The following is a 24345-nucleotide window of genomic DNA, read 5'->3' as shown; positions in this document are numbered from 1 at the left end:
TATGGCTAATACGACTTCTATCGATGGCGTGCAGTCTGGCGTCCACGAACATCATCAAACGAGCCCTGGTGCAAGGAGCATCAATGCCAGGGATGGGCATATCTCTCCCGGAGAAATAGCAATTGGCGTGGTCATCGGGCGCGCCTCGGAATACTTCGACTTCTTCGTCTACGCCATCGCCTCGGCGCTGGTGTTTCCGTCGGTGTTCTTCCCGTATGAGAGCCGGCTTGACGGCACACTATACGCTTTTGCCATTTTTGCGCTCGCTTTTATTGCCCGTCCGATAGGAACTGTCGCATTTATGGCAGTTCAGCATCGTTTCACGCGTGAAGCCAAACTGACCCTGGCCTTGCTGATTATGGGGGTTTCCACCGCCGGCATCGCCTTCCTTCCGGACTATGCCAGTTTGGGGAACACTTCGCTGGTGTTCCTGGCGCTGCTGCGGATCGGCCAGGGCATCGCCCAGGGCGGTTCCTGGGACGGTCTGCCGTCGCTGCTGGCGCTGAATGCGCCCGAGCACAAGCGCGGCTGGTACGCCATGCTGGGCCAGCTGGGGGCGCCGATCGGCTTCCTCATCGCCGCCGGCCTGTTTTCATACATGCTGGCCAACCTGACCGAGCTGGACTTCCTCGACTGGGGCTGGCGCTTCCCGTTCTATGTGGCGTTTGCGATTAACGTGGTGGCGCTGTTCGCCCGCCTGCGGCTGGTGACCACGCATGAATACTCGCACCTGCTGGACGAGCACCAGCTGGACCCGGTGCCGGTCGGCGAGCTGATGAGCCAGCAGGGCCGCAACGTCGTCATCGGCGCGCTGGCCGCGCTGGCCAGCTACGCGCTGTTCCACCTGGTGACGGTGTTCCCGCTGTCGTGGATCACGCTGACCTCGCAGCGCCCGCTGTCCGGTTTCCTGCAAGTGCAGATGGTGGGCGTGGTGCTGATGTCGATCGGCGTCATCATCTCCGGCCTGATCGCCGACCGCGTCGGCCGCCGCCGCACGCTGGGCACGCTGGCCACCTGCATCGCCATCTTCAGCTTTGCCGTGCCCTACCTGATCGGCGCCGGCGAGCATGGCCAGGACGCGTTCGTGCTGCTGGGCTTCTCGCTGCTGGGCCTGTCGTACGGCCAGGCCGCCGGCGCGGTAACGGCCAACTTCCCGCAGCGCTTCCGCTATACCGGCGCGGCGCTGACCTCGGATCTGGCCTGGCTGGTGGGCGCCGGCTTCGCGCCGCTGGTGGCGCTGGGCGTGTCCTCGCACTTCGGTCTGGCGTATGCCGGCCTGTACCTGCTGTCCGGCGCGGTCAGCTCGCTGGCGGCGCTGAGCATCAACCGCCGTCTCGATATACGCGATAATTGAGCTGCTATCGGCTCCGCACCCAAGCCCGGCCGCTGCGCCGGGCTTTTTTATGTGAGGACTCCTCAAGATTACGGCACGCGGCAACATCGTTCATCCGCTGCGGCAATCCGCTGCGCGTGACGCTGTTGCGCGATCACAACGCCCTGCCCGGCCATGCTGCACTGCATGAAAAAGCGCTGCCGGGAGCGCTCCGCGGGGCGCCTGCGCACGTTATCGCTGCGCAATTCTGCGCATCGCCGCTAGAATCGGGCCAACCATCCGATACGGCGAGGTGCAGCATGGCCACAGTAGGCGACTTTGTTCTGAAACGTTTGGCGGCCTGGGGCGTCAAACGCATCTACGGTTATCCCGGCGACGGCATCAACGGCGTGGTCGGCGCTTTCGGCCACGGCGATACCGGCATCGAATTCTTCCAGACGCGCCACGAGGAACTGGCCGCCTTCATGGCCTGCGCCCATGCCAAGTTCAGCGGCGAGGTCGGCGTCTGCCTGGCCACCTCCGGCCCCGGCGCCATCCACCTGCTCAACGGCCTGTACGACGCCAAAATGGACCATCAGCCGGTGGTCGCCATCGTCGGCCAGCAGAGCCGCATGTCGCTGGGCGGCGACTATCAACAGGAAGTCGACCTGGCGTCGCTGTTCAAGGATGTGGCGCACGATTTCGTGCAGATGGCCACCACCCCGGCCCAGGTGCGCCACCTGATCGACCGCGCCATGCGCATCGCCATCGAGCGCCGCACCGTCACCTGCGTGATCCTGCCCAACGACCTGCAGGACATGAAGGCGGTGGAAACCCCGCCGCGCGAACACGGCACGGTCCACAGCGGCATCGGCTACACCGGCCACGCCGTGGTGCCGCGTCACGAAGACCTGCAGCGCGCCGCCGCCGTGCTGAACGCCGGCAAGAAGGTGGCGATCCTGGCCGGCGCCGGCGCGCTGCACGCCAGCGAGGCGCTGATCGCGGTGGCCGACAAGCTGGGCGCCGGCATCGCCAAGGCGCTGCTGGGCAAGGCTGCTGTGCCCGACACCCTGCCGTTCGTCACCGGTTCCATCGGCCTGCTCGGCACCAAGCCCAGCTGGGATCTGATGAACGACTGCGACACCTTGCTGATGGTCGGCTCGGGCTTTCCCTATTCCGAATTCCTGCCCAAGGAGGGCAAGGCGCGCGGGGTGCAGATCGACATCGATCCGCGCATGCTGAATCTGCGCTATCCGATGGAGGTCGGCCTGGTCGGCGACAGCGCCGCCACGCTGGAAGCGCTGCTGCCGCTGCTGGAGCCGCAGGCCGAGCGCTCATGGCGCCAGACGGTCGAGCAGAACGTCGCCGACTGGTGGAAGGTGATGGAGGCGCGCGCCATGAACCAGGCCAAGCCGGTCAATCCGCAACGCGTGTTCTGGGAGCTGTCGCCGCGCCTGCCGGACGATGTGATCCTGACCTGCGATTCCGGCTCCTGCGCCGGCTGGTACGCGCGCGACCTGAAGATCCGGCCCGGCATGCATGCCTCGCTGTCGGGCGGGCTGGCCACCATGGGCTCGGCGCTGCCGTACGCGATCGCCGCCAAGTGCGTGCATCCGGGCCGGCCGGTGGTGGCCCTGGTCGGCGACGGCGCCATGCAGATGATCGGCGTGAACGCGCTGATCACGCTGGCGCAGCGCTGGCGCGAGTGGAGCGATCCGCGACTGGTGGTGATGGTGCTCAACAACGGCGACCTGAACATGGTCAGCTGGGAACAGCGCATCACCGAGGGCGACGCCAAGCTGGCGGCGTCGCAGAATCTGCCGTCCTTCCCGTACGCCGCCTATGCCGAGCTGCTGGGATTGCGCGGCATCCGCGTCGACCGGCCGGAGCAGGTGGCCGAGGCGTGGGAGATGGCGCTGGCGTCACCGGTGCCGACCCTGCTGGAAATGGTCACCGATCCCGACGTGCCGCCGCTGCCGCCGCACGTCGCGCCCAAGCAGATGGGCCACTATCTGCGCGCGCTGCTGCGCGGCGATCCGGACGCCATGGGCATCGTCACCGCCACCATCAAGGAAGCCTGGGACGGCCTGTTCCCGGGCCGTGACAAGACTTAGCGGGCGCCGGACGGCAGCCTGAACGCGTCCACCAGACCGGCCAGCTGCACGGCCTGATTCTGCAGCGATTCGGCGGCGGCGGCGGCTTCCTCGACCAGCGCGGCGTTCTGCTGCGTCACCTGGTCCATCTGGCCCACCGCCATGTTGATCTGCTCGATGCCGGCGTTCTGCTCCTGGCTGGCGGTCGCCATGTCGGCCATGATCGCGGTCACGCGCTGGACGCTGCCGACCACTTCCTGCATGGTGGCGCCGGCCTGATCGACCAGCATGGTGCCGGCATCGACCTTGTCCACCGAATCCACGATCAGTTCCTTGATCTCCCTGGCGGCCGTGGCCGAACGCTGCGCCAGCGTGCGCACCTCCGACGCCACCACCGCGAAACCGCGGCCCTGCTCGCCGGCGCGCGCCGCTTCCACCGCGGCATTCAGCGCCAGGATGTTGGTCTGGAAGGCGATACCGTCGATCACGCCGATGATGTCGGCGATTTTCTTCGACGAAGCGTTGATCGCACCCATGGTATCGACCACCTCGGCCACGACGCTGCCGCCGCGCGCCGCCACCTCCGACGCCGACACGGCCAGCGCGTTGGCCTGACGCGCATTGTCGGCGCTCTGCCGCACGGTGGCGGTCAGTTGTTCCATCGACGCGGCGGTTTCCTCCAGCGAGCTGGCCTGCTCTTCGGTGCGCGAGGACAGGTCCTGGTTGCCGACCGCGATCTGGCGCGAGGCGGTGCCGATGGTATCGGTGCCGGCGCGCACTTCGCCGACGATGGCGGTCAGGCTGGCGGTCATGCGCTGCAGCGCGGCCAGCAGTTGGCTGACTTCGTCGCGGCCTTGCACGGCGATCGCGCGCGTCAGGTCACCGGCCGCCACGGTTTCCGCGATGGCGACCGCCTCGCCGAGCGGCCGCGTGATCGAACGCGTGATGACCACGGCCAGCGCCGCCGCCGTGGCCACAGCGGCCAGCGCGGTTGCCAACAGGAAGCGCGTGGCGAACCTGTACTGGCTGTCGATCTCGGCCACCAGTTCACTGTTCTGCTTTTCCTGCTGCGCCACCATTTCGTTGATCAGTTTAAAGGTGCCGTCCTGCTGTTTTTGCACGGTATCCTGCAAAAAGGCGGGCGCCTCGGCCACCTTGCCGTCGTCCACCAGCCGCATGGTGCGTGTCATCAGGCGCAAGGTCTCCGGCGCCTGCGTTTGCAGGCCGGCATAGATTTCCCTGGCGCGTACGCTGCGCACCAGCGTACCCAGCCGTTCAAAGCTGGCGTTGAATTTCCGGTCTGCGTCGCCAATGCGGGCGCGCATGTCGGCCTGCACCGCCGGATCGGTGTAAATGATGTAGTTTCGCACCGCGCGCGTCAGCAGGTTCAGCTGCGTCAGCATGCTGTTGGACAGCGCGATCTTGGTGTTGTTTTCGTTGACGACGACATCCATGCGCGCCTTGATGGCCGACAGCGAGGTCCAGCCCACGCAGGCGATCAGGATCAACAGCAGCAGCACACCGCCAAATGCCAGGTTCAACCGGGCACCGATTTTCAGCTTGTTCATAGTGAAGGGGGAAAAGGGAAACGGTGGCGGGGATGGGGCCAGCGGTGGCGGCAAGCCGCGAATTGGCGGGCTGCGGCATATTTCATCAGTGTAATATCACCGTTGCCCGAAGGCAAGTCGGCCGTTGTGCAAATGCCGCACCGTGTCCACGACAGCGGCGCGCGACAGGCGCTGCGGCGGCCGGGGATGACTCGCGGCGCCATGCGTTTGGCTTCCCAAGCCAGTGCAAAGTCGCAAGTCGCCTGCCGGTTTGGCTCTAAGATCGGCTCATTGCAGTAATGACACCGTTTCCGGACAGGCTATGAACCCAGCATTGAATGTGCACGCGGCGCTCGCAGGCAAGCGCGTCCTGATTACCGGCAGCACCGGCTTTCTGGCCAAGGTGGTGCTGGAGAAGCTGATACGCAGCGTGCCCGATATCGGCGGCATCGTGCTGCTGCTGCGCGCCGGCGCGCATGGCGCGGACGCCCGCAGCCGCTTCGAGCGCGAGATCGCCACCTCGTCCATCTTCGACCGCCTGCGCGCCGAGCGCCCCGCCCTGCTGGCCGCGTTCTTCGCCGACAAGATCGAATGCGTGACCGGCGAGGTGACGGAACCAGGCTTCGGCATGACCATCAGCGACTTCAATCGGCTGGCGCGGCGGGTGGACCTGGTCATCAACGCCGCCGCCAGCGTCAACTTCCGCGAGGCGCTGGACGAGGCGCTGGCCATCAACGCCGTCAGCGTGCGCAACATCACCGAGCTGGCGCGCGCCGCCGGCGCACCGCTGATCCAGGTGTCGACCTGCTACGTCAACGGCTACCACCGCGGCGCCATGCACGAGCGGAACGTACATCCCGCGCGCGCCACGCTGCCGCGCCATGAGGCCGGCCATTACGATTTATACGGTTTGCTGCGGCACCTGCAGCACCGCATCGCCGCCGTGCGCGCCGAGACGGGCGAGCCGCAGCAGCTGGCGCGCCGCCTGACCGAGCTTGGCATCGCGGAAGCGAATTACCACGGCTGGAACGACACCTACACCTTCACCAAGTGGATGGGCGAGCAGCTGGCGATGAGCGGCATGCGCGGCCGCGCGCTGACCATCGTGCGGCCGGCCATCATCGAGAGTACGCTGCAGGAGCCGGCGCCCGGCTGGATCGAAGGCGTCAAGGTGGCGGACGCCATCATCCTCGCCTACGCGCGCGGCAAGACCAGCTTTTTCCCGGCGCGCCCGGCGGAGGTGGTCGACATCGTGCCGGCCGACCTGGTGGCCAACAGCATCATGCTGGCGGCGGCCGAGGCGCTGCAGGACAAGCCGGCGCTGCGCATCTATCAGGCCTGCACCGGCTCCTCCAATCCGGTCACGCTGCGGCGGGTGATCGATCTGATACAGGGCGAATCGCAACGCAACTGGCGGCAGTACGAGCGTCTGTTCTACCGCGCGCCGGAACACGGATTTCGCGTGGTCAGCCGACCGGTGTTCCTGCTGATGCTGCGCGCCATGCGGCTGGCGGCGCTGGGCTGGAGCGGCGTGCGCACGCTGCTGGGCGCCGGCGAGTCGCCGCGGCTGGAGGCGCTGCGTACCACGCAGCTGCTGGCGCTGACGTTTTCGTTCTACACCGCGCCGCGCTACGTGTTCCATAACGACCGTCTGCAGGCGCTGGCGCGGCGCTTCGGCGAGCAAGACCGTGCGCGTTTCAGTGTCGATACCGGCGCCATCGACTGGCGCGATTACCTGTGCCGTGTCCACATGGCGGGACTGAACCGTTACGCCCTGCGGCCGCGCGCGCCGAAATCGGTGGAGGCGACGGCGGCGGCGGCCGACGTCCCAGCGGCGGCAGCGGAAGCAAAGGCGGCACCCATAAAAATATAAGCGGACGACGGGCAAAGACCCGCGCCGCACTGGAGACGGTGGAATGAGCATGAGCACGAGTATGAACACTGCGGCATCGGCGGCAATGACGCGCCGCGACTATGCCTGGCACCGCATGGACAACGACAGGAATCTGATGGTCATCAACAGCATACTGCTGTTCGAGGGGCCGGTCGACATGGAACGGCTGGTATCGACCATCGCCCACCGTCTGCCCAATTATCCGCGCTTTAGGCAGAAGGTGGTGCGGCTGGGCGGCAGGCCGCACTGGGTGGAGGACGAAGCCTTCGACATCCGCAGCCATATCCGGCTGGAGCGCATGGAGCACGAAGTGACGCGTGCCGGGCTGCAGGACCAGCTGATGCGGCTGGCGCATCTGCCGCTGGAGCGCGACCGGCCGCTGTGGCACATGACGGTGCTGGACCGCGTCAACGGCGGCCACGCCATCGTGTTCCGCGTCCATCACTGCATCACCGACGGCCTGGGGTTGGTGCATGTGCTGAACCACCTTACCGACGACAATGGCCTGCATGGCCGGACGCCGTCCCCGGACGGTCATCCGCACCGCGCGGTGGCGCACAATCCGGTGTGCTCGGCCGTGGTGCGCGGCGTGCGCTGGCTGAAGATCGCCGCGCACGTGACGCGGCTCTCCATGCTGTGGCCCGATGCGCCGACGCAGTTCAAGGCGCCGATGACCGGCGACAAGCAACTGGTATGGCTGCCGCCGCTGGAACTGGAACGGGTGCGGGCCATGTCCAAGCGCATGGGCGTGACGCTGAACGACGTATGGGTGGCGGCGGTCTCGGGCGCACTGCGCACCTATCTGTCGGAGCGCGGCCAGCGTCCGGACGGCCGCGCGCTGCGGGCGGCGGTCACCTTCAATCTGCGGGAAAAGGGCAATGCATTCCAGCTCGGGAACGAGTTCGGGCTGGTGGCGGTGGATCTGCCGACCGATATCGATGCACCGCACCGACGCCTGCAGCTGGCCAGCAGCCGCATGACCGCCATCAAGCGGTCCTGCCAGCCGCGCGCGACGATGGCCTTTTTGTCGATTGCCGGCTGTCTGCCGGCGGCGCTGCAGCGGTTTGCGCTCAACCTGTTCACGTCCAAGGGCTCGGTGGTGCTGACCAATATCGAAGGTCCGGCCAGCCGCCGCTACCTGGCCGGCTCGCGGCTGACGGATCTGATCTGCTGGGTGCCGCAGGCCGGCCGGCTGGGGGTCGGACTGGCGTTCATCTCCTACGCCGGCCAGATCCAGCTGGCGCTGTTCGTGGACACCGCGCTGGTGCCCGATCCCGACCGCCTGATGCGGCTGACCTACGACGCCTTCGAAGAACTGGAAGCGGCGACGCAGGGCGTGCTGGCGCCGCAGCCCGCCGAACCCGCCCTGCCCGGCCATGTTTGGGCACAGACCACGATTTTGAAATAGTTTCAAAATCGTGGTCTGTCCCCGGGTTGGTCACACTGGGGTCACAATCAAACTGTACATTCGGTTACCATTTTCATACTGGAGCTGAATGGCATGAATACGGTTGCCCAACCCGTCCGCGCCGGTCCGGCGGACAGCAGGAACACGCCGTTCACCGCGGCCATCTTCATCGTGCTGCTGGCCGCCGGTCTGGTCTTCAGCGCCTACAGCCTGCGCACCGACGTCACCGACGCCGGCCCCGTGTCCACCAACTGGCTGCCCTATCTCTTGCTCGGTGTGGCGCTGCTGATCGCGCTCGGCTTCGAGTTCGTCAACGGCTTTCACGACACCGCCAACGCGGTGGCCACCGTCATTTATACCAATTCGATGCCCGCCAACGCCGCCGTGGTGTGGTCGGGCTGTTTCAACTTCCTCGGCGTGCTGACCTCCAGCGGCGCGGTGGCGTTCGGCATCATCTCGCTGCTGCCGGTGGAGCTGATCCTGCAGGTCGGCTCCAGCTCGGGTTTTGCCATGGTGTTCGCGCTGCTGATCGCCGCCATCGTCTGGAACCTGGGCACCTGGGCGCTGGGCCTGCCGGCGTCCTCGTCGCACACCATGATCGGTTCCATCCTCGGTGTCGGCATCGCCAACGCCATGATGCACGGCCGCGACGGCACCAGCGGCGTCGACTGGGCGCAGGCCACCAAGGTCGGCTACTCGCTGCTGCTGTCGCCGCTGGTCGGCCTCGGCTGCGCCGCCGTGCTGCTGCTGGTGCTGCGCGCACTGGTCAAACGCCGCGAGCTGTACGAAGCGCCGCGCGGCGATACGCCGCCGCCATGGTATATCCGCGGTCTGCTGATCCTGACCTGCACCGGTGTCTCGTTCGCCCACGGTTCCAACGACGGCCAGAAGGGCATGGGCCTGATCATGCTGATCCTGGTCGGCACGGTGCCGATGGCGTATGCGCTGAACCGCGCCATGCCGGTCGATCAGGTGACGCAGTTCGTCGCCGTCAGCCAGGTCACCCGGCAATCGCTGCAAAAGTACGCGGCACCGGCCGCGCTGCCGGCCGCCGCGGCCGGTGCCGAAGCCGACGTGCGCGCCGTGCTGTCGTCCTATATCCGCAGCAAACAATACACCCCGGCCGTGATGCCGGCGCTGGCGCAACTGACCGGCGACATCGGCCAGGCCGTCAAGCAGCACGGTACGCTGGCCAGGGTGCCGGCCGAAACCGTCGGCAACGTGCGAAACGATATGTACCTGGCGGCGGAAGCGATGCGCGTACTGGACAAGTCCAGACCGGTGGCCTTCGATGCCGACACCAGCGCCAATCTGACCGCCTTCCGCCGGCAGCTGGACGACGCCACCAAGTTCATTCCGCTGTGGGTCAAGATCGCGGTGGCGATCGCGCTGGGCCTGGGCACCATGGTCGGCTGGAAGCGTATCGTGGTCACGGTCGGCGAAAAGATCGGCAAATCGCACCTGACCTATGCCCAGGGCGCGTCGGCCGAACTGGTGGCCATGATGACCATCGGCGCGGCCGACGTCTACGGCCTGCCGGTGTCCACCACCCATGTGCTGTCGTCCGGCGTGGCCGGCACCATGGCCGCCAACAACTCGGGCCTGCAATGGTCCACCGTCCGCAACCTGGCCCTGGCCTGGGTGCTGACGCTGCCGGCGGCGATCCTGCTTTCGGGCTCGCTGTTCTGGCTGTTTTCCCATATTTTCTGAGGACGTACCATGCAATTGAGTGAGCAGATGTTCGAGCGCGTTCAGCGCGAACTGACCGACAGCTACGACGAGGAGCTGGAACTCGAACTGGAAGACCGCGAGATCGATCCGGTCACGATGAAGGTCGTCGAGCGCGAACGCAGCGCGGAAGCCAAAGAAGCGCGCCGCGTGTACTTTACCGAGTTGCTGCGCCTCCAGGCGGAGCTGGTCAAGCTGCAGGACTGGGTGGTACACACCGGCCACAAGGTGGTGATCCTGTTCGAGGGCCGCGACGCCGCCGGCAAGGGCGGCGTGATCAAGCGCATCGTCCAGCGCCTGAATCCGCGCGTGTGCCGCGTGGCCGCGCTGCCGGCGCCGAACAACCGCGAACGCACACAGTGGTACTTCCAGCGCTACGTCTCGCACCTGCCGGCGGCCGGCGAGATCGTCCTGTTCGACCGCAGCTGGTACAACCGCGCCGGCGTCGAGCGCGTGATGGGCTTCTGCACCGACGATCAGTACGAGGAGTTCTTCCAGACCGTGCCGGAATTCGAGCGCATGCTGGTACGCTCGGGCATTCAGGTGATCAAATACTGGTTCTCGATTTCGGACGAGGAGCAGAATGCCCGCTTCCTCGGCCGCATCCACGATCCGCTCAAGCAGTGGAAGCTCAGTCCCATGGACCTGGAGTCGCGCCGCCGCTGGGAGGAATACACGCGCGCCAAGGAGGTTATGCTGGAGCGTACCCACATCCCCGAAGCGCCGTGGTGGGTGGTGCAAGGCGTGGACAAGAAAAAAGCGCGCCTGAACTGCATCCATCACCTGCTGCAGCAGATGCCGTACGAGGAAGTCGAGCATGCGGCCATCGAGCTGCCGGAACGCGAATACCACGAGGACTACGTGCGCCGCCCGGTGCCGCCGGAGATCATCGTACCGGAAGTGTATTAGGCGCGGGCGGGTGTGCCAGAGTCCATGCGGTTAACCAATGGGGCGGACGCGAAATGTCCACGGCGGCGTCAGCCATTTCGCGCAAGTGGTAGGTGATCTGCTGATCGCGGACGGCATGATCGTCAGTCCGCGCGGCTGGGCCAACGAGGTTTGTGGCTGCGTGCGCAACGCCTGGCGCGATATCTGGATACAGCGCCATTACACCGAACTGTAGAGACGCGCCGGCGATTGGCGGAAAGCCGAACCTGCCAACCCACGCGGCGAACGGCGGCGCAAAAACCGCCGTCGCACCGACTGAATCAATAAGCGGTCTGGGTATAAGGCCGGGCGTTGATAGCCTTGCCCCACTCCTTGTTCGGCTCGGCCGACATGGTGAATACCAGCTCGCCGCCGGCCGTGATCTGGTCGTGGCGCAGGAAGGTTTGCGCCAGCGGCTTGCCGTTCAGCGTCACCGACGCCACGTAGGCGTTCTCCTTGCTCAGCCCCACCGCACGGATGGTGAAGTGCTTGCCGTTCGGCAGATTCAGCACCGCCTTGTCCAGGAACGGCCGGCCGATCACGTATTCATTGCTGCCCGGCGCCACCGGGTAAAAACCAAACGCGGTGAACGCCAGCCAGGCCGACATCTGCCCCAGATCGTCGTTGCCCGACAGGCCGGCCGCAGTGGTGTTGTACTGCGATGCCACCACCTGCGTCAGTCGCTGCTGCGTCTTCCACGGCGCGCCGGCGTAGTTGTACAGATACGCCACGTGGTGCGACGGCTCGTTGCCGTGCGCGTAGTGGCCGATCAGGCCCGAGATGTCCTCCATGTGCGCGTACACATTCTCGTCCACCTTGGCGTCGAACACCTGGTCGATCTTGTTCTGCAGGCCGGCGTCGCCGCCCAGCATCTTGATCAGGCCCGCGTTATCGTGCGGCATATACCAGGAATACTGCCACGCGCTGCCCTCCGTGTAGTCGCTGCCGAAGTTGGACAGCACCGGATTGAACGGCTCGCGGAACTGGCCGTCCGACTTCTTCGCGCGCAGGAAGCCGGTCTTGACGTCGAACGAATTGCGGTAGTTCTGCGCCCGCTTGTAATACTTCTCGGCGATGTCCTTCTTGCCCATCTTCTCGGCCATGCGCGCGATGGTCCAGTCGTCGAACGCGTATTCCACCGTCTTCGACGCCGCTTCCGGCTCCAGGTCGATCGGCACGTAACCGTATTTCATGTAGTACTGCAGGCCGCCGTACGGGCCATACTCGGCGCTGGCGGTCATGGCTTTCAGCGCCTCTTCGCCGTCGATGCCCTTCAGCCCCTTCATGTAGGCGTCGGCGATCACCGGCACCGCGTGGTAGCCGATCATGCACCAGGTTTCCTGACCGTGGAACTGCCACACCGGCAGGATGCCGTACGGGCTCTCCTGCTGCGATGCGATCAGCGAGCGCACGAAATCGACGTCGCGCTCCGGCTGCAGGATGGTCATCAGCGGGTGCAGAGCGCGGTAGGTGTCCCACAGCGAGAAGGTCGAGTGGAAACGGAACCCTTTGGCCTGGTACACCTGGTTGTCCGGGCCGCGATACTGGCCGTCGCGGTCCATGAACAGGCTGGGCGCGAGCATGCTGTGATACAGCGCCGTGTACACCATCTTGCGCATTTCCGGCTGCGCCTCGATCGCCACCGTGCCCAGCGCCTCGTTCCAGGCCGCCGAGGCCTTCTTGCGCTCGGCCTCGAAATCCCAGCCCGGCATCTCGGCCAGGTTGGCGATCGCGCCGTCCTCGCTGACCGCGGAAATCGCCACCTTCACCTCCAGCTGGCCGTCCGCCGGCACGCCGAAGTTCAGCGCGCCCGCCAGCGCCTTGCCCTCGACCACCGCCTTGTCGCCCGGACCGCTGCCGGGTCCCGCGAAGCCCTTGTACTCGACGTCGCGCTCGAAGTTGCGCAACTCGCGCGACACCAGTGGATGCGAGAACTGGATCGCGAAATACAGCTGTCGGCCCGGCGCCCAGCCGCGCGTCTCGCGCATGCCCGTGATCATATTGTCGCCGCGTACGCGCATGCGCGACCACAGGTTCTTGGCGGCGTAATCGTAGATGCTGCTGCGCAGGTCCAGCATCACCTTGGCTTCCGCGCCCTTGGCGTAGCGGTAGCGGTGCAGGCCGACACGCTCGCCGGCGGTCAGTTCGACATCGACCTCGTTGTCGGACAGTTTGACGGCGTAGTAGCCCGGCTCCGCGCGCTCGTCCTTGTGGCTGAAGCGCGAGCGGTAGCCGCTGAAGGGCCGCTCCGGATAGCCCGGCTCCCACTTGGTCTCGGCGCTGTACGGCATCAGCAGCACGTCGCCCAGGTCCGAGTGGCCGGCGCCCGAAAAGTGCGTGTGCGAGAAGCCGAGGATGGAATCGTCCTCGTAGCGGTAGCCGGCCGCCCACGGATAGCTCTGGCGGAACGGCCGCACCTGCGTGTCGGGGCTGAGCTGTATCATGCCGAACGGCCGGGTCGCGCCGGGGAAGGTATGGCCGTCGCCGCCGGTGCCGATGAACACATCGACCGCCGATGCCGGCGTGGTCTGGGCGGTGGCGACCGCCGGGAAAGCCAGGGCCAGCGCCAGTGCGCCAGCCGAAAACAGTTTAGTCGGTTTCATTCCATATCCGCTGCTGAGACGATCCGACTTTATAGCGCCTGGCACCCGCGCCGGTCAATAAAATCCCCGCGCAACCGCGCATGTTTAGTAAATCCGCTAAACACTAGTCGTCATGCACCCACACCAGCGCGGCGCCGCCGCGCCGCACCAGCGCTTCGCTGTGCAGCGTGGCGCGCGCCAGCGTCAGCGTGCTGCGCACCAAGAAATAGTCGCTGGTGACGGCATAGTCCACGCCTTCCAGCGTTTCCCGGTCATTCAGGCGGAAAGCGAAGTCGCTCAACCCCTTGAAATGCGCCTGCCGCCGACGCCCGGCCAGCACCCGCGCCTCCGCCAGACTCAGATTGGCGACAGCGGTCAGCACCTCCGGCGGCGCCGTATTGACGTTCACCGGCGTCGGCGCCGGCAGCACCACGACGAAGGCGCGCAGCCGCGCCAGTACCTGCCCGTCCAGCCCCGGCACGCCGCGCAGGTCGTCCAGCTGCAGCACCTCCAGCGGCGCGCCGGCCATCGCCTCGGCGATGCGGTAGGCCAGCGCCGGGTTCAGGTTCAAGGCCGCCAGCAGGCGCGCAAACGCCGTGGTCTGATACAGGTCGATGCCGCCCTGCCTGGCCGCCACCAGATTGCGCAGGTTGAAGCTGGCCTGCGCGTCGGCGATCTGCTGCGCCAGCGCGCCGCCCTGGCCCTGCGCGTCTTCCTGCCCCAGAAACCGCTCCAGCCGCGACTCGAACATCGGCACGCTCCACGCCCCATCCAGTGTGGTGACGTTGCCCTGCGCCGCCGCCGACTCCAGCAGCCGCAGACGCGCGGCGTCCAGCGCGCCGCGCGCGATCAGGCGCGCCTGCAGCCGCAGGCGCTGTCCTTCCATGCCGCGCACCATGATCTGCTGCTGCCAAAAGATCCCGGCGACCAGCGTGACCGACAGCGCCGTCAGCAGCAGCGCCGTCACCACGGCCACGCCGCGCTGACTGGGCCGGCGCATCATGCTCAGTTATGCGACACGCTCAGCGCATAGAACTTTACCAGCGCGCCAACATTCGGATCGCTGCCGTTCGACTGGATGTAATTGCCCGCCTTGAAGTACTCGCCATAGCCGGTAAAGCCGGCCGGCATGGCAAACGAGTACGGCACGCCGTTGATCGACACCGTGATGGTGCTGCTGGTTGCCTTGATCTGGTAGGTGAACGTGGTGTTCAGCGGAATATTGGTCAGCGTGTGCGGCGTCTGCCCGCCGGACGGGCTGTTCTCGATACCGAGCACGATATCGCCGCTGCTGCGGTAGTACAGCTCCAGCAGCGGCTTGGTCGACGCCGGCAATCCCGATTGCAGCGCGCTGCCGATGTGAATCTGCCCGATCGCCGTGCTGCTCGGCACCTTGACCACCTTCACGGTCGCATTCATGACATGGGTGCCGGACAGGCTCCAGTTGGCGGCGCTGCCGTTGGCGTTCATTTCGCGCAGTTCGGAGCGCGGATGGTCCGAATTCGGCGTGGTGACGCCGGTCTCCGGGCACCAGAAGGTCATGGCGCCATCGGTATCGGTGTAGAAGTAGGAGCTGCTGTAACCGCCCTCCAGCTGCGACGGCGACTTGGTCTCCGGCGATCCCGGCGAACCGACCGGCAGCTGCAGCTGCCAGATATTCAGATCGAAGTTGCCGCCCGGCGGCAGCGACGGATTCAGCGCGCAGTTGCCGGCGCCGTTGGTCCAGATCTCCATCTCCGACAGGCTGACCCAGTTGTTGACGTTGCTGCCCGTGGCCTGCAGCCGTACGTAGCGCCCCGAACGGTCGCCGAAGGTGTAGGGCTTGAGCTGCGCGGTGGTGCCGCTGTTGCTGCCGTTGAAGACATCGGTCCAGTTGCTGCCGTCGTTGGAAATCTTCAGCGACAGGTTGTACTTGCGCGAGTCGCCGTTATACCAGGCCAGATTGGCGTACGAGACCTGGTAACAGCCGCCGAGGTTATATTGCAGCCACTGCGCGCCATTGGTGGCGTCGGCCGACCAGCGCGTGGCCAGCGAGCCGTCGTTGGCGTTGACCGGCAGATTCGAGTCGCTCGAACTGGCGGTGACGTTGGCGTTGGGGATGGTCAGTTTGGTTTGAGCCTGTACCGGCGCCACTACGGCGCCGGCCAGCAACAGCATTGCGGCCTGGGATTTCAGCATGATGGTGTCTCCGTGGTTTTGTTGTCGGAAAAACCATCATAGTCCCGCCCAAAACGAAGGTAAACGTTTTTCTACAAAGCGCATCGTTTACGCCACAAAGAGGCGAAAGTGGCTATTAAACGTTTACCCTTCCAGCCTTACCGTATATTCCGTCAGCGCCTCGGTCAAGCGCGCCGCCTTGCGCACGTTGGCCTTGTTGGACACCATCAGCGACGCCGTCAGGGCCTCGATCAGCGCCACCGCCGCCACCGCGCTGCTGGCCAGCACGCCATGCGCGGCGCTCGCGTACAGCACATGATCGGCCAGCGCCACCACCGGCGCATCCGCCGTATCGGTGATCGCCACCACTGCCGCCTTGCGGCTGCGGGCGTAGCGCGCCAGGCGCGTGCCGTCGGCCGCGTAGCGCGGGAAGGAAAACACCACCAGCACATCCTCGCGGCCGATCTGCGCCATGCGCCGCGCAGCCGCCTCGGTGCCGCCCGCACCGGCCACCTCCACCACCTGCTGGCAGAACGGCTGCAGGTGCAGCGTCATCATCGCCGCCAGGCAGGACGAGCCGCCCAGACCCAGCACGTACACGCTGCGCGCGCGGGCGATGCGCGCCGCCATCACGTCCAGATCGCGCTGCGACAAGGCCTCTTGGGTGGCGCCCAGGTTGGCGCGGGCGTAATCCATGCTGGAATCGGCAGCCGACAGCGCAGCCTTGCCGCGGCGGATGGTGCTGCGCAGCTTTTCGACCGGCTGCATGGCGCTGTGCAGGGTCTCGGCCAACGCACTGCGCATGGCGCCGTAGTTGGCGAAGCCGATGTCGCGCGCGAAGCGGCTGATGGTGGCCGTCGACACCTGGCAGCCCTCGGCCATCTCCTCGATCTTCAGCGCGGTGCCGCGCACTGGATTACGGATCAGGTAGGCCGCGATGGCGCGGTGCGAGGCCGAACCGTCGGCGCGCACGCCGGCCAGCACCTTGCCCAGTTCCGATTGTACGAAGGCGGCGTCCGCCGGCACCGGTTTACCTGAAGTCATCCCGCTCTCGCTTCTTAAGAATCTTAAAAAGCTTGAAGCATACGATCATTTCGGACCGCTGCAAACTTGGTAGTGTCCCTTAAGCGTATAAACTACCCCGAAAGAGGGGAAATCAGCGGTACCAGGGCCGCGTCATGCGCAGCGGCCGCACGTCCATGCGCAGATTGAGGATCGTGTAGGCATCGGCGGTGGCCGACTCGTAGCCGACGCTGGTGGCGTCGCGGGTCAGCTTGAACTCGAAACCCAGGTCTTCCAGCGGATCGCCCGGCATGGCGCTGGCGATGCCGATCGCTTCGGTGCGTTCGTTGGTGATCAGCCGCTCCATCATCACCAGGATCGCGTTGTGGCCGAGGATGTCGGCCGAATACACCGGCTCCTTCAGATAGGGATGTGCCGGATCGAGCTTGCCGTCCTTCTTGTCGTCGGACGGCGTGTACTGGCGCGTGCGCAGGTTATAGCGGTCGCCCCGGTCCAGATAGCTGATGCGCGCGTTGCTGACGTTGAAGCGCTGCTCGTCGCCATTGGTCTTCGCCTCCGTCAGGTCGATCAGCAGCGCGCCCTGGTAGCCGATGATCTCCACCTCGCGCTGGCCGTTGATCACCATCGCCGTGTTTTCGTCCACGCCCAGCCCCAACTTGTAGTTCTTCTTCAGCATGGCCGGCAGCATGCGCGCGAAGCGGCCACGCGCCAGCAGGTGCTGGTCGACGAAGACATCGGTGCCGACGAAGCCCAGGCCGGGCGCCAGCTCGCGGCCGTCGTTGACGCCGCCGCTCAGGGTGCCCAGCACCGAATCGGCCTCGTAATACATGGTCGCGCTCATGATGGCCGCACCGGCGCTGGTGCCGGCGATCACGCCGCCGCGCTGGTAGACATCCCATATCGCCTGCAGCACGGCGGTGCGGCTGCCGTCCGGATGCACCAGCGCCTTGGTGATCAGGCCCTGATCGCCGCCGACGAAATAAACGCCGCCGGCCTCGCGCACCTGTTTCGCCAACGCCTCGTCGTCGGCGTCGCGCTTGTAATCGTGATCCTTGAGCCGCACCGCCACCGGCACCACGAAGGCCTGTGCGCCATAGCGCTTCAGCGTCGCCGCCAGGTTGTTGCCGGACCGCTCGGGATTGCCGGCCGCGCTGGGCATCACCGCGATGCGGGCGCCCTGCCCGCCGGCCAGCTCCACCAGTTTCTGAAACACCTGCACGTTATCGGCGCGCACCGCGCCGCCCGCGATCAACAGATTGCCCTTGGGCGGCGCCTCGGCCGCCAGGGCCGATTGCACTGCCAGCACCACCAGCGACGCGCACCAGAAGCGCACCGCCTTCACAAAACTCGTCATACGGTTCCCTTGTTAACAGTACGGGGCGCCGCGTGATCATTCGCGCTGGCGCAGCTGCTCCATGTAATTATAAATCGTGAAGCGCGAAACCTGCAGCGCCGCTGCCGCCCGTTCGACACCGCCCTTGACGATGAACAGGCCGCGCCGCTGCATCGCGCCGACCGCCTGTATCTTCGCCTCGCGGCTCATTGACTGCGCCGAACCGCCCGGCCCGACCGCCTCGCTGATAATCTGCCGCATCAGCGCATCCATCTGCGTCTGCGAGGGCGCGGCCGGCGCCGCCGCAGGCACCGGCGCCGGCGTCTGCGCCACCATGGACATGGCCTGCGCCACCGGCGCCAGCATCTGCGCCAGCCAGCCGTGCGCCGCCTGGAAGCCCGACAGGTCGGCATTCAGACACAGGGTCGCAAACGGCTGCCCGCTGGCGTCGCGGAAAATCGCCGACGCCGAACGCAGCGCGCGCCCGGACGCCGTCACCGTCACATAATCCTCCACCAGGCTGTGCACCGCGCCGTCCGGCGAACGGATGCGCGTGGCGGCCGCAAAGCCCTTGTCGTTCTGCGGTCCTTCCAGCACCGAACTGCCGACCGCGCGCCCGGAAATATGGCCGTTGGCGATGGCGATCACCGAACACGCCGGCCGGCTGACGTCATGCAGCACCACCTCCAGATGCGGCCCGGCCATCGCCGCCAGCATCGGCACGATGGGCCGCAAGGCATTGATCACCGCCGCCCGCTCGGCGGCCAGCGCATTCTGCTTGATTGCCTGCTTCACTGTTGCCATAAAAACTCTAACAAAATGTTGAATAAGCCGTTTATTTTCTCACTTATTTAAACAAGTTGTTTATACTCGAGCGCGCAACTCACCTAAAATCCATCCACTTAGGAGAATTCATGAAGCAACTGATCGTCATCCTGTCCCTGCTGGCCGCCGCCGGCGCCGCCACCGCCGCGCCGGCCGAGTACTACAATCTCGGCAACCCGCCCGGCCGGCCATTCTCGCCGGCGGTGCGCGCCGGCGACTTCGTCTACCTGGCCGGCCAGCTGGGCACCGACGACAAGGGCCTGGTCCCGGGCGGCATCGAAGCACAGTCGCGCAAGGCCATGGACAATATCGGCGCCGTGCTGCGCGGCGTCGGCCTGGGCATGGACGACATCATCAAATGCACCGTCTTCATCGCCGACATCAATAAATGGGGCGACTTCAACAAGGTCTACGTCAGCTACTTCAAGCCCGGCCACCTGCCGGCGCGCAGCGCGCTTGGCGCCAACGGTCTGGCGCTGGGCGGCGAAGTGGAGGTCGAATGCATCGCCTACGCTCCCCAAAAATGAGGTAAACCATATGCACGATCGCCGCTCATTCCTGTCCGCCGCCATCGCCGCGGGCGCCGCCATGGCGTCCGCCGGCTGGCCGGCACTGGCCGCCACGCCCGACGCGCGCGGCCTGCGTCCGCTCATCATCGACGCCCTGGGCGGCATCGACAACATCAACCTGCCGGCGGCGGTGCGCGACGATCCCGCCCACGACTTCGGCATCGATGCCCGCGCCATGGCGGATGCCAGGGCGTCCGGCCTGAGCGCCTTCAACATGACCATCGGCTACGTGTTCGGCGCCGGCGACCCGTATGAGAAAACCCTGGCCGACGTACAGGCATGGAACGCCTATATCCAGCGCCAGTCCGCCAATCTGCTGCTGGTACGCGACGCCGGCGACATCCGCCGCGCGCACCGGGAAGGCCGCATCGGCGTGATCCTCGGCTTCCAGAACGCCGCCATGATGGGCCAGGACGCGCGTCGCGTCGAAGTCTTCGCCAAGGGCGGCGTGCGCGTGGTCCAGCTGACCTACAATGGCCCCAACCAGCTGGGCGACGGTTCCATGGTCCCGACCAACCGGGGGCTGACGCCGTTCGGCCGCGAGGTGGTGGCCGAGCTGAACCGCAACCGCCTGCTGGTGGACCTGAGCCACAGCGGCGCGCAGATTTGCCTCGATGCCGCCGCCGCATCGACAGCGCCGATCATCATCAGCCACACCGGCTGCCGCGCCATCGCCGACCTGCCGCGCAACAAGACCGACCGGGAACTGCGGCTGGTGGCGGATAAGGGCGGCTTCGTCGGCATCTACTTCATGCCCTTCCTGGCCCTCGGACGCCAGCCGAACGCGGACGATCTCATCGCCCACATCGAGCACGCGATCCAGGTCTGCGGCGAAGACCACGTCGGCATCGGCACCGACGGCAGCGTGCCGCAGATCGACGACATGTCCTCCTACATGAAAGGACTGGAAGAAGAAGTGCGCCAGCGCCGCGCCGCCGGCATCAGCGCGCCGGGCGAACGGCCCGATATCGTGCCCTTCCTGCCCGACCTGATGGGGCGCGACAAATTCCACAAACTGGCTGACCTGCTGGCCCGCCGCGGCCACAGCGCCAGCCGCATCGACAAAATCCTCGGCACGAACTTCCTGCGCGTGGCCGACAGTGTATGGAGCTGAATTGAAGTACGCCGCAATCACCCTCGCCATCGCCGCGCTGTGCGCCCACGCTGCCGCCGATGATAAACCGAAAGCCGACACCCGGCAGGAACGCCTCGATAAACTGAACGGCAAGGCGCTGGGCCGCGTGATCTACCGCGGCGCCACCCTGATCGACGGCACCGATGCCGCGCCGCGCGCCGACATGGCCATCATCGTCAACGACGACCGCATCGAGGCCATCCTGCCGGCCGCCAGGCTGGACACCATGCGTTTCGCCGACGTGCGCATGGTGGACGTCGGCGGCCAGTACGTGCTGCCCGGCCTGATCGACTCGCACGTCCACTACGCCACCAACCCGGACCGGCCCTACGCCGAGGCGGAACTGAAGCGCAATATCTACGGCGGCGTCACCGGCGTGCGCGACATGGCCGGCGACGCCCGCGAGCTGGCCGGCCTGTCGCGTGACGCCCTGCTCGCCCGCATTCCCTCGCCGGACATCTTTTATGCCTCGCTGGTGGCCGGCCCCAGCTTCTTCAAGGATGCGCGCACCGTGGTTGCCGCGCTGGGCACGCAGCCGGGCCAGGTGCCATGGCTGTACGCCGTCGATGAACACACCCGGCTGCCGCTGGCCGTGGCGCAGGCGCGCGGCACCGGCGCCACCGGCCTGAAAATCTACGCCAACCTGCAGGGCGACCTGGTACGCAAGCTGATCGCCGAAGCCAGGGCGCAAAGCTTCCCGGTCTGGACCCACATGCAGGTGTATCCGGCCACGCCGTACGACTCGCTGGGCGCCACCGCCGTCTCCCACGTCTGCATGATCGCGCGCTACGTGCGCGAAGCCGGCAAGTCGGCCTATGGGCACGGCGGCGAACCGTCGTACGAAGGGCTGAGCGCCGCCGATCCCGGCATCCGCAAATACATCGCCGCGCTGGCTAAGTCCGGCACCATCATGGACGTCACCCTCAGCGTCTACAAGAACGATGGACCGCACTGCCGCCTCGAACTGGCCGGCGACATCGCCCGCGCCATGCACCGGGCGGGCATCAAGCTGATCGCCGGCACCGACACCGACAACAGCGGCGACGATCCGTTCCCGGTGCTGGACGGCGAACTGGAAAAGCTGGTCAGATATGCCGGCCTGACGCCGCAGCAGGCCATCACCGCCGCCACCGCCAACGCCGCCCAGGCGCTGGGCAAGCAGAAGGAATTCGGCACGCTGGAAGCCGGCAAGTACGCCAACATGGTGTTCCTGGCGCGCGATCCGCTGGCCGACATCGCCAATGTGCGCAGTGTGGTCCTCACGGTCAAGCGCGGCCATGAGTACGCGCGCGCCGACTACAAGTTCACGCCGCTGCCTGTCCACCAGGACTAAGATGTACGGGAATCGGTCATTACCTGTTGTACCTCGGCCGGGCCATCCACCGCATGCCCGAGTCCGCGCGGCCCCGACCCTCGGCTACCAGGCCGGCGGCGAACGCGTCGCAGCCAGTGCCGGGCGGAATTGAACTGAGGGCTGGCGCGAAGGTTGGTAGCATGGCGACTCTTTCGGGAGGCGACCACCATGCCCAGTGTCCGCGACAGCGCACCGTACGCCAGCTTCTGGCAAGCCGGCTATGAAGGCGCCGACCATATCAATCAGGCCGGCGTGCCGCTGCAACTGAACCGGGACACCGGCCACCTGCAGCGCGCGCGCGAGGATTACGACCTGCTGCAGCAGTTCGGCATCCGCACCGTGCGCGAATCGGCCGGCTGGCGGCTGTGTGAACGCGACGGCCGCTACGACTTCTCCTCGCTCGACAGCCGCCTGCGGGCGGCGCGCGAACTCGGCCTGCAGATCTGCTGGACCTTTTGCCACTACGGCTGGCCCCAAGACCTGGACTTCCTTGGCCCCGAATTCGTCCCGCGCTTCGCCCGTTACTGCCGCGCGCTGGCGGAATATCTGGCGCCATGGGCCGGGCCGCAGCCGGTCTACACGCCGCTGAACGAAATCTCCTTCACCAGCTGGAACTTGACGCGCGGCCAGTTCTACTGCATGAACATGCACGATCCGCGCGCCGGCCACGAGGGCAAACGCCAGCTGGTGCGCGCGCAGCTTGCCGGCTGCGACGCCATCCGCGCTGTCACGCCCGGCGCGCGTTTCCTCGTGACCGATCCGCTGATCCACATCACCGCGCCGTCGCGGCGGCCCGACCTGCGGCCGCTCGCCGCGGCCCTGAACGCCTCCCAGTTCGAGGCGTGGGACATGCTGAGCGGGCGCGCCGCGCCGGAACTGGGCGGCGCGCCGGATTACCTCGATCTGATCGGCGCCAACTATTACCACAGCAATCAGTGGGAATGCTGCGACGACCAGCGCCTGTGGTGGCACCTGGGCGACCCGCTGCGCGCGCCGTTGCACCGGCTGCTGACGGAACTCCACCACCGCTACGGCCGGCCGCTGCTGCTGGCCGAGACCAGCCATGTCGGCAGCGGCCGCGGCGCCTGGCTGCGTGACGTCGCCAGCGAGGCGGTGCTGGCGGTCCAGCACGGGGCCGACCTGCGCGGCGTCTGCCTGTATCCCGTGGTCGACCGCCCCGACTGGGAAGACCCGCGACACTGGCACCGCGCCGGCTTGTGGGATATGGACCGCCACGGCCCCGATCCGCTGGCGCGCCGCCTGGTCCAGCCCTACGCGGACGCGCTGCGACAGGCGCAGGAACTGACCACGCGGCTGTGCACCTGCGCCGACACGCAGATGCGGGACATGCCAACGATCGTCGTGTTCAGCCACCTGCGCTGGGACGCCTTCAGCCACCGTCCGCAGCAACTGCTGACGCGGCTGGCGCCTTACTACCGCATCGTCTATGTCGAGGAACCGGTGCACGGCGACGGCGGCGCTTATCTGGTCAGCAGCGCGCCCGCGCCCAACGTCACCGTGGTGCGGCCGCACACGCCGGCCGGCGCCGGCGGCTTCGGCGACGGGCAACTGGCGGCGCTGCAGCCCTTGCTGGCCGGCCTGGCGCCGCCGGGCGCGGACGTCATCGCCTGGTTCTGCACCCCGATGGCGCTGCCGCTGCTGCCCGCGCTGGATGCGCGACTGGTGGTGTACGACTGCATCGACGAGCTGTCCGCCCACCGCCACGCGCCGCGTCAGCTGCCGCAGCGCGAGAAGGCGCTGCTGACCATCGCCGACCTGGTGTTCACCGCCGGTCCGGGCCTGCACCGCGCCAGGCGCGCGCAACACCCCGCTGTGCATTGCTTTCCCGGGAGTGTGGACGCGATCCACTTCGAGCAGGCGCTGGACCGCGACAACACCCACCCGGCGCACGACGCCATCGCGCATCCGCGCCTGGGCTACCACGGCCCGTTCGACGAATGTGTCGACACCACGCTGCTGGCCGCCATCGCCGATGCGCGGCCGGACTGGCAGCTGGTGATGGTGGGGTCGGTGCGCGAGGCTGCCGCCCTCACGCTGCCGCGCCGGCCCAACATCCATTACCTGGGACGACAGCCGTATCAGGCAATTCCCCATCTGCTGGCCGGCTGGGACGTCTGCCTGCTGCCGCTTGCCCTCAACCATGCCACGCGCCACGCCAATCCGGCCCAGGTGCTGGAATACATGGCTGCCGCGCTTCCCATCGTCAGCACCGACATCGCCGACATCCGTCAGGCCTACGGTGACGTGGTGCGGATCTGTCGCACGCACGGCCAGTTCATCGCCGCCTGCGACGACGCACTGGCGCTGCCGCCGGAACACCGCGACGCCATGGCGCTGCGCATGCGCGACATCGTCGGGCGGAGCTCCTGGCAAGCCACGGCCGACGCCATGCGCGCGCTGCTCGACAGCACGCCGGCGCGCCAGGGCGGCTCGGCCG

18 protein-coding genes are annotated in these 24345 nt (G+C 66.7%); 11 read left to right on the top strand and 7 right to left on the bottom strand.

Going from position 1 to position 24345, the window contains the following annotated elements:
• Position 1 precedes the first annotated feature (1 nt).
• Both E4L98_RS13880 and E4L98_RS13875 read left to right on the top strand, forming a co-directional pair.
• Positions 2-1354, top strand: a complete 1353-nt coding sequence (locus E4L98_RS13880) for an MFS transporter (protein ID WP_135202143.1) — start codon at positions 2-4, stop codon at positions 1352-1354.
• Positions 1355-1632: 278 nt separating this feature from the next.
• Positions 1633-3426, top strand: a complete 1794-nt coding sequence (locus E4L98_RS13875) for a thiamine pyrophosphate-requiring protein (protein ID WP_135202142.1) — start codon at positions 1633-1635, stop codon at positions 3424-3426.
• Here the strand turns inward: E4L98_RS13875 and E4L98_RS31060 are convergent.
• Positions 3423-4973: a methyl-accepting chemotaxis protein gene (locus E4L98_RS31060; RefSeq protein WP_135202141.1), complete on the bottom strand. Its 1551-nt coding sequence runs from the start codon at positions 4971-4973 to the stop codon at positions 3423-3425. The two genes, E4L98_RS13875 and E4L98_RS31060, sit on opposite strands and share 4 nt — an antisense overlap.
• A 301-nt stretch (positions 4974-5274) precedes the next feature.
• Here E4L98_RS31060 and E4L98_RS13865 point away from each other — a divergent pair, with 301 nt between their 5' ends.
• The 5 genes from E4L98_RS13865 to E4L98_RS30015 all read left to right on the top strand — a co-directional run bounded on the left by E4L98_RS13865 (position 5275) and on the right by E4L98_RS30015 (position 11105).
• On the top strand, positions 5275-6825 hold the full coding sequence (locus E4L98_RS13865; RefSeq protein WP_135202140.1) for a fatty acyl-CoA reductase: 1551 nt from the start codon (positions 5275-5277) through the stop codon (positions 6823-6825).
• Between the two features lie 61 nt (positions 6826-6886).
• Positions 6887-8254 carry a wax ester/triacylglycerol synthase family O-acyltransferase gene (locus E4L98_RS13860; RefSeq protein WP_135202139.1) on the top strand — a complete coding sequence of 456 codons (1368 nt, stop codon included), beginning with the start codon at positions 6887-6889 and terminating at the stop codon, positions 8252-8254.
• A 93-nt stretch (positions 8255-8347) separates the two neighbouring features.
• Entirely contained in the window at positions 8348-9964 is a 1617-nt protein-coding gene (locus E4L98_RS13855) for an inorganic phosphate transporter (protein ID WP_135202138.1), read from the top strand.
• A gap of 9 nt (positions 9965-9973) precedes the next feature.
• A complete protein-coding gene (gene ppk2, locus E4L98_RS13850) occupies positions 9974-10891 on the top strand; it encodes a polyphosphate kinase 2 (protein ID WP_135202137.1) in 918 nt (305 codons plus the stop codon).
• 37 nt (positions 10892-10928) lie between these two features.
• A complete protein-coding gene (locus tag E4L98_RS30015) occupies positions 10929-11105 on the top strand; it encodes a hypothetical protein (RefSeq protein WP_167761327.1) in 177 nt (58 codons plus the stop codon).
• An 85-nt stretch (positions 11106-11190) separates the two neighbouring features.
• Here E4L98_RS30015 and E4L98_RS13845 read toward each other — a convergent pair whose 3' ends face one another.
• The 6 genes from E4L98_RS13845 to E4L98_RS13820 form a co-directional block, all read right to left on the bottom strand.
• Positions 11191-13512 (bottom strand): GH92 family glycosyl hydrolase, encoded by a 2322-nt coding sequence (locus E4L98_RS13845; protein ID WP_135202136.1) that lies wholly within the window; start codon positions 13510-13512, stop codon positions 11191-11193.
• Positions 13513-13615: 103 nt separating this feature from the next.
• Entirely contained in the window at positions 13616-14494 is an 879-nt protein-coding gene (gene gspK / locus E4L98_RS13840; protein ID WP_135202135.1) for a type II secretion system minor pseudopilin GspK, read from the bottom strand.
• A 2-nt stretch (positions 14495-14496) separates the two neighbouring features.
• Positions 14497-15669 carry a polysaccharide lyase family 7 protein gene (locus E4L98_RS13835; RefSeq protein ID WP_135202134.1) on the bottom strand — a complete coding sequence of 391 codons (1173 nt, stop codon included), beginning with the start codon at positions 15667-15669 and terminating at the stop codon, positions 14497-14499.
• 123 nt (positions 15670-15792) lie between these two features.
• The gene (locus E4L98_RS13830; protein WP_135202133.1) at positions 15793-16692 is read right to left on the bottom strand and encodes a MurR/RpiR family transcriptional regulator; all 900 of its coding nucleotides are present in this window, start codon (positions 16690-16692) and stop codon (positions 15793-15795) included.
• Between the two features lie 112 nt (positions 16693-16804).
• Complete coding sequence (locus tag E4L98_RS13825; RefSeq protein ID WP_135202132.1) at positions 16805-18025, bottom strand: cyanophycinase; 1221 nt, start codon at positions 18023-18025, stop codon at positions 16805-16807.
• Positions 18026-18061: 36 nt separating this feature from the next.
• Positions 18062-18808, bottom strand: coding sequence for a helix-turn-helix transcriptional regulator (locus E4L98_RS13820; protein ID WP_135202131.1), 747 nt, complete (start codon positions 18806-18808; stop codon positions 18062-18064).
• A 110-nt stretch (positions 18809-18918) separates the two neighbouring features.
• Here E4L98_RS13820 and E4L98_RS13815 point away from each other — a divergent pair, with 110 nt between their 5' ends.
• From E4L98_RS13815 to E4L98_RS13800, 4 genes are all read left to right on the top strand, one after another.
• On the top strand, positions 18919-19356 hold the full coding sequence (locus tag E4L98_RS13815; protein WP_135202130.1) for a RidA family protein: 438 nt from the start codon (positions 18919-18921) through the stop codon (positions 19354-19356).
• A gap of 10 nt (positions 19357-19366) precedes the next feature.
• A complete protein-coding gene (locus E4L98_RS13810; RefSeq protein ID WP_135202129.1) occupies positions 19367-20512 on the top strand; it encodes a dipeptidase in 1146 nt (381 codons plus the stop codon).
• A gap of 1 nt (position 20513) precedes the next feature.
• Positions 20514-21866, top strand: a complete 1353-nt coding sequence (locus E4L98_RS13805) for an amidohydrolase family protein (protein ID WP_135202128.1) — start codon at positions 20514-20516, stop codon at positions 21864-21866.
• A gap of 189 nt (positions 21867-22055) precedes the next feature.
• Positions 22056-24345, top strand: a 2290-nt coding sequence (locus E4L98_RS13800; protein ID WP_135202127.1) for a glycosyltransferase, incomplete at its 3' end; no start/stop codon positions are given.

It is taken from the genome of Duganella callida (assembly GCF_004614165.1).
In the GTDB taxonomy this organism is placed as follows: domain Bacteria; phylum Pseudomonadota; class Gammaproteobacteria; order Burkholderiales; family Burkholderiaceae_D; genus Rugamonas; species Rugamonas callida.
Note: the sequence above shows the minus strand (reverse complement) of the source record. Positions and strands in the feature narration are given on the sequence as shown.

Bases quoted from the DNA above. Each gene is read 5' to 3' on its own strand.
- E4L98_RS13835 (WP_135202134.1), bottom strand. From the start codon at position 15,669: ATGCTGAAATCCCAGGCCGCAATGCTGTTGCTGGCCGGCGCCGTAGTG.
- E4L98_RS13880 (WP_135202143.1), top strand. From the start codon at position 2: ATGGCTAATACGACTTCTATCGATGGCGTGCAGTCTGGCGTCCACGAA.
- E4L98_RS13815 (WP_135202130.1), top strand. From the start codon at position 18,919: ATGAAGCAACTGATCGTCATCCTGTCCCTGCTGGCCGCCGCCGGCGCC.
- E4L98_RS13865 (WP_135202140.1), top strand. From the start codon at position 5,275: ATGAACCCAGCATTGAATGTGCACGCGGCGCTCGCAGGCAAGCGCGTC.
- E4L98_RS13810 (WP_135202129.1), top strand. From the start codon at position 19,367: ATGCACGATCGCCGCTCATTCCTGTCCGCCGCCATCGCCGCGGGCGCC.
- E4L98_RS13820 (WP_135202131.1), bottom strand. From the start codon at position 18,808: ATGGCAACAGTGAAGCAGGCAATCAAGCAGAATGCGCTGGCCGCCGAG.
- E4L98_RS31060 (WP_135202141.1), bottom strand. From the start codon at position 4,973: ATGAACAAGCTGAAAATCGGTGCCCGGTTGAACCTGGCATTTGGCGGT.
- E4L98_RS13830 (WP_135202133.1), bottom strand. From the start codon at position 16,692: ATGACTTCAGGTAAACCGGTGCCGGCGGACGCCGCCTTCGTACAATCG.
- E4L98_RS13855 (WP_135202138.1), top strand. From the start codon at position 8,348: ATGAATACGGTTGCCCAACCCGTCCGCGCCGGTCCGGCGGACAGCAGG.
- E4L98_RS13825 (WP_135202132.1), bottom strand. From the start codon at position 18,025: ATGACGAGTTTTGTGAAGGCGGTGCGCTTCTGGTGCGCGTCGCTGGTG.
- gspK (WP_135202135.1), bottom strand. From the start codon at position 14,494: ATGATGCGCCGGCCCAGTCAGCGCGGCGTGGCCGTGGTGACGGCGCTG.
- ppk2 (WP_135202137.1), top strand. From the start codon at position 9,974: ATGCAATTGAGTGAGCAGATGTTCGAGCGCGTTCAGCGCGAACTGACC.
- E4L98_RS30015 (WP_167761327.1), top strand. From the start codon at position 10,929: ATGGGGCGGACGCGAAATGTCCACGGCGGCGTCAGCCATTTCGCGCAA.
- E4L98_RS13860 (WP_135202139.1), top strand. From the start codon at position 6,887: ATGAACACTGCGGCATCGGCGGCAATGACGCGCCGCGACTATGCCTGG.
- E4L98_RS13845 (WP_135202136.1), bottom strand. From the start codon at position 13,512: ATGAAACCGACTAAACTGTTTTCGGCTGGCGCACTGGCGCTGGCCCTG.
- E4L98_RS13875 (WP_135202142.1), top strand. From the start codon at position 1,633: ATGGCCACAGTAGGCGACTTTGTTCTGAAACGTTTGGCGGCCTGGGGC.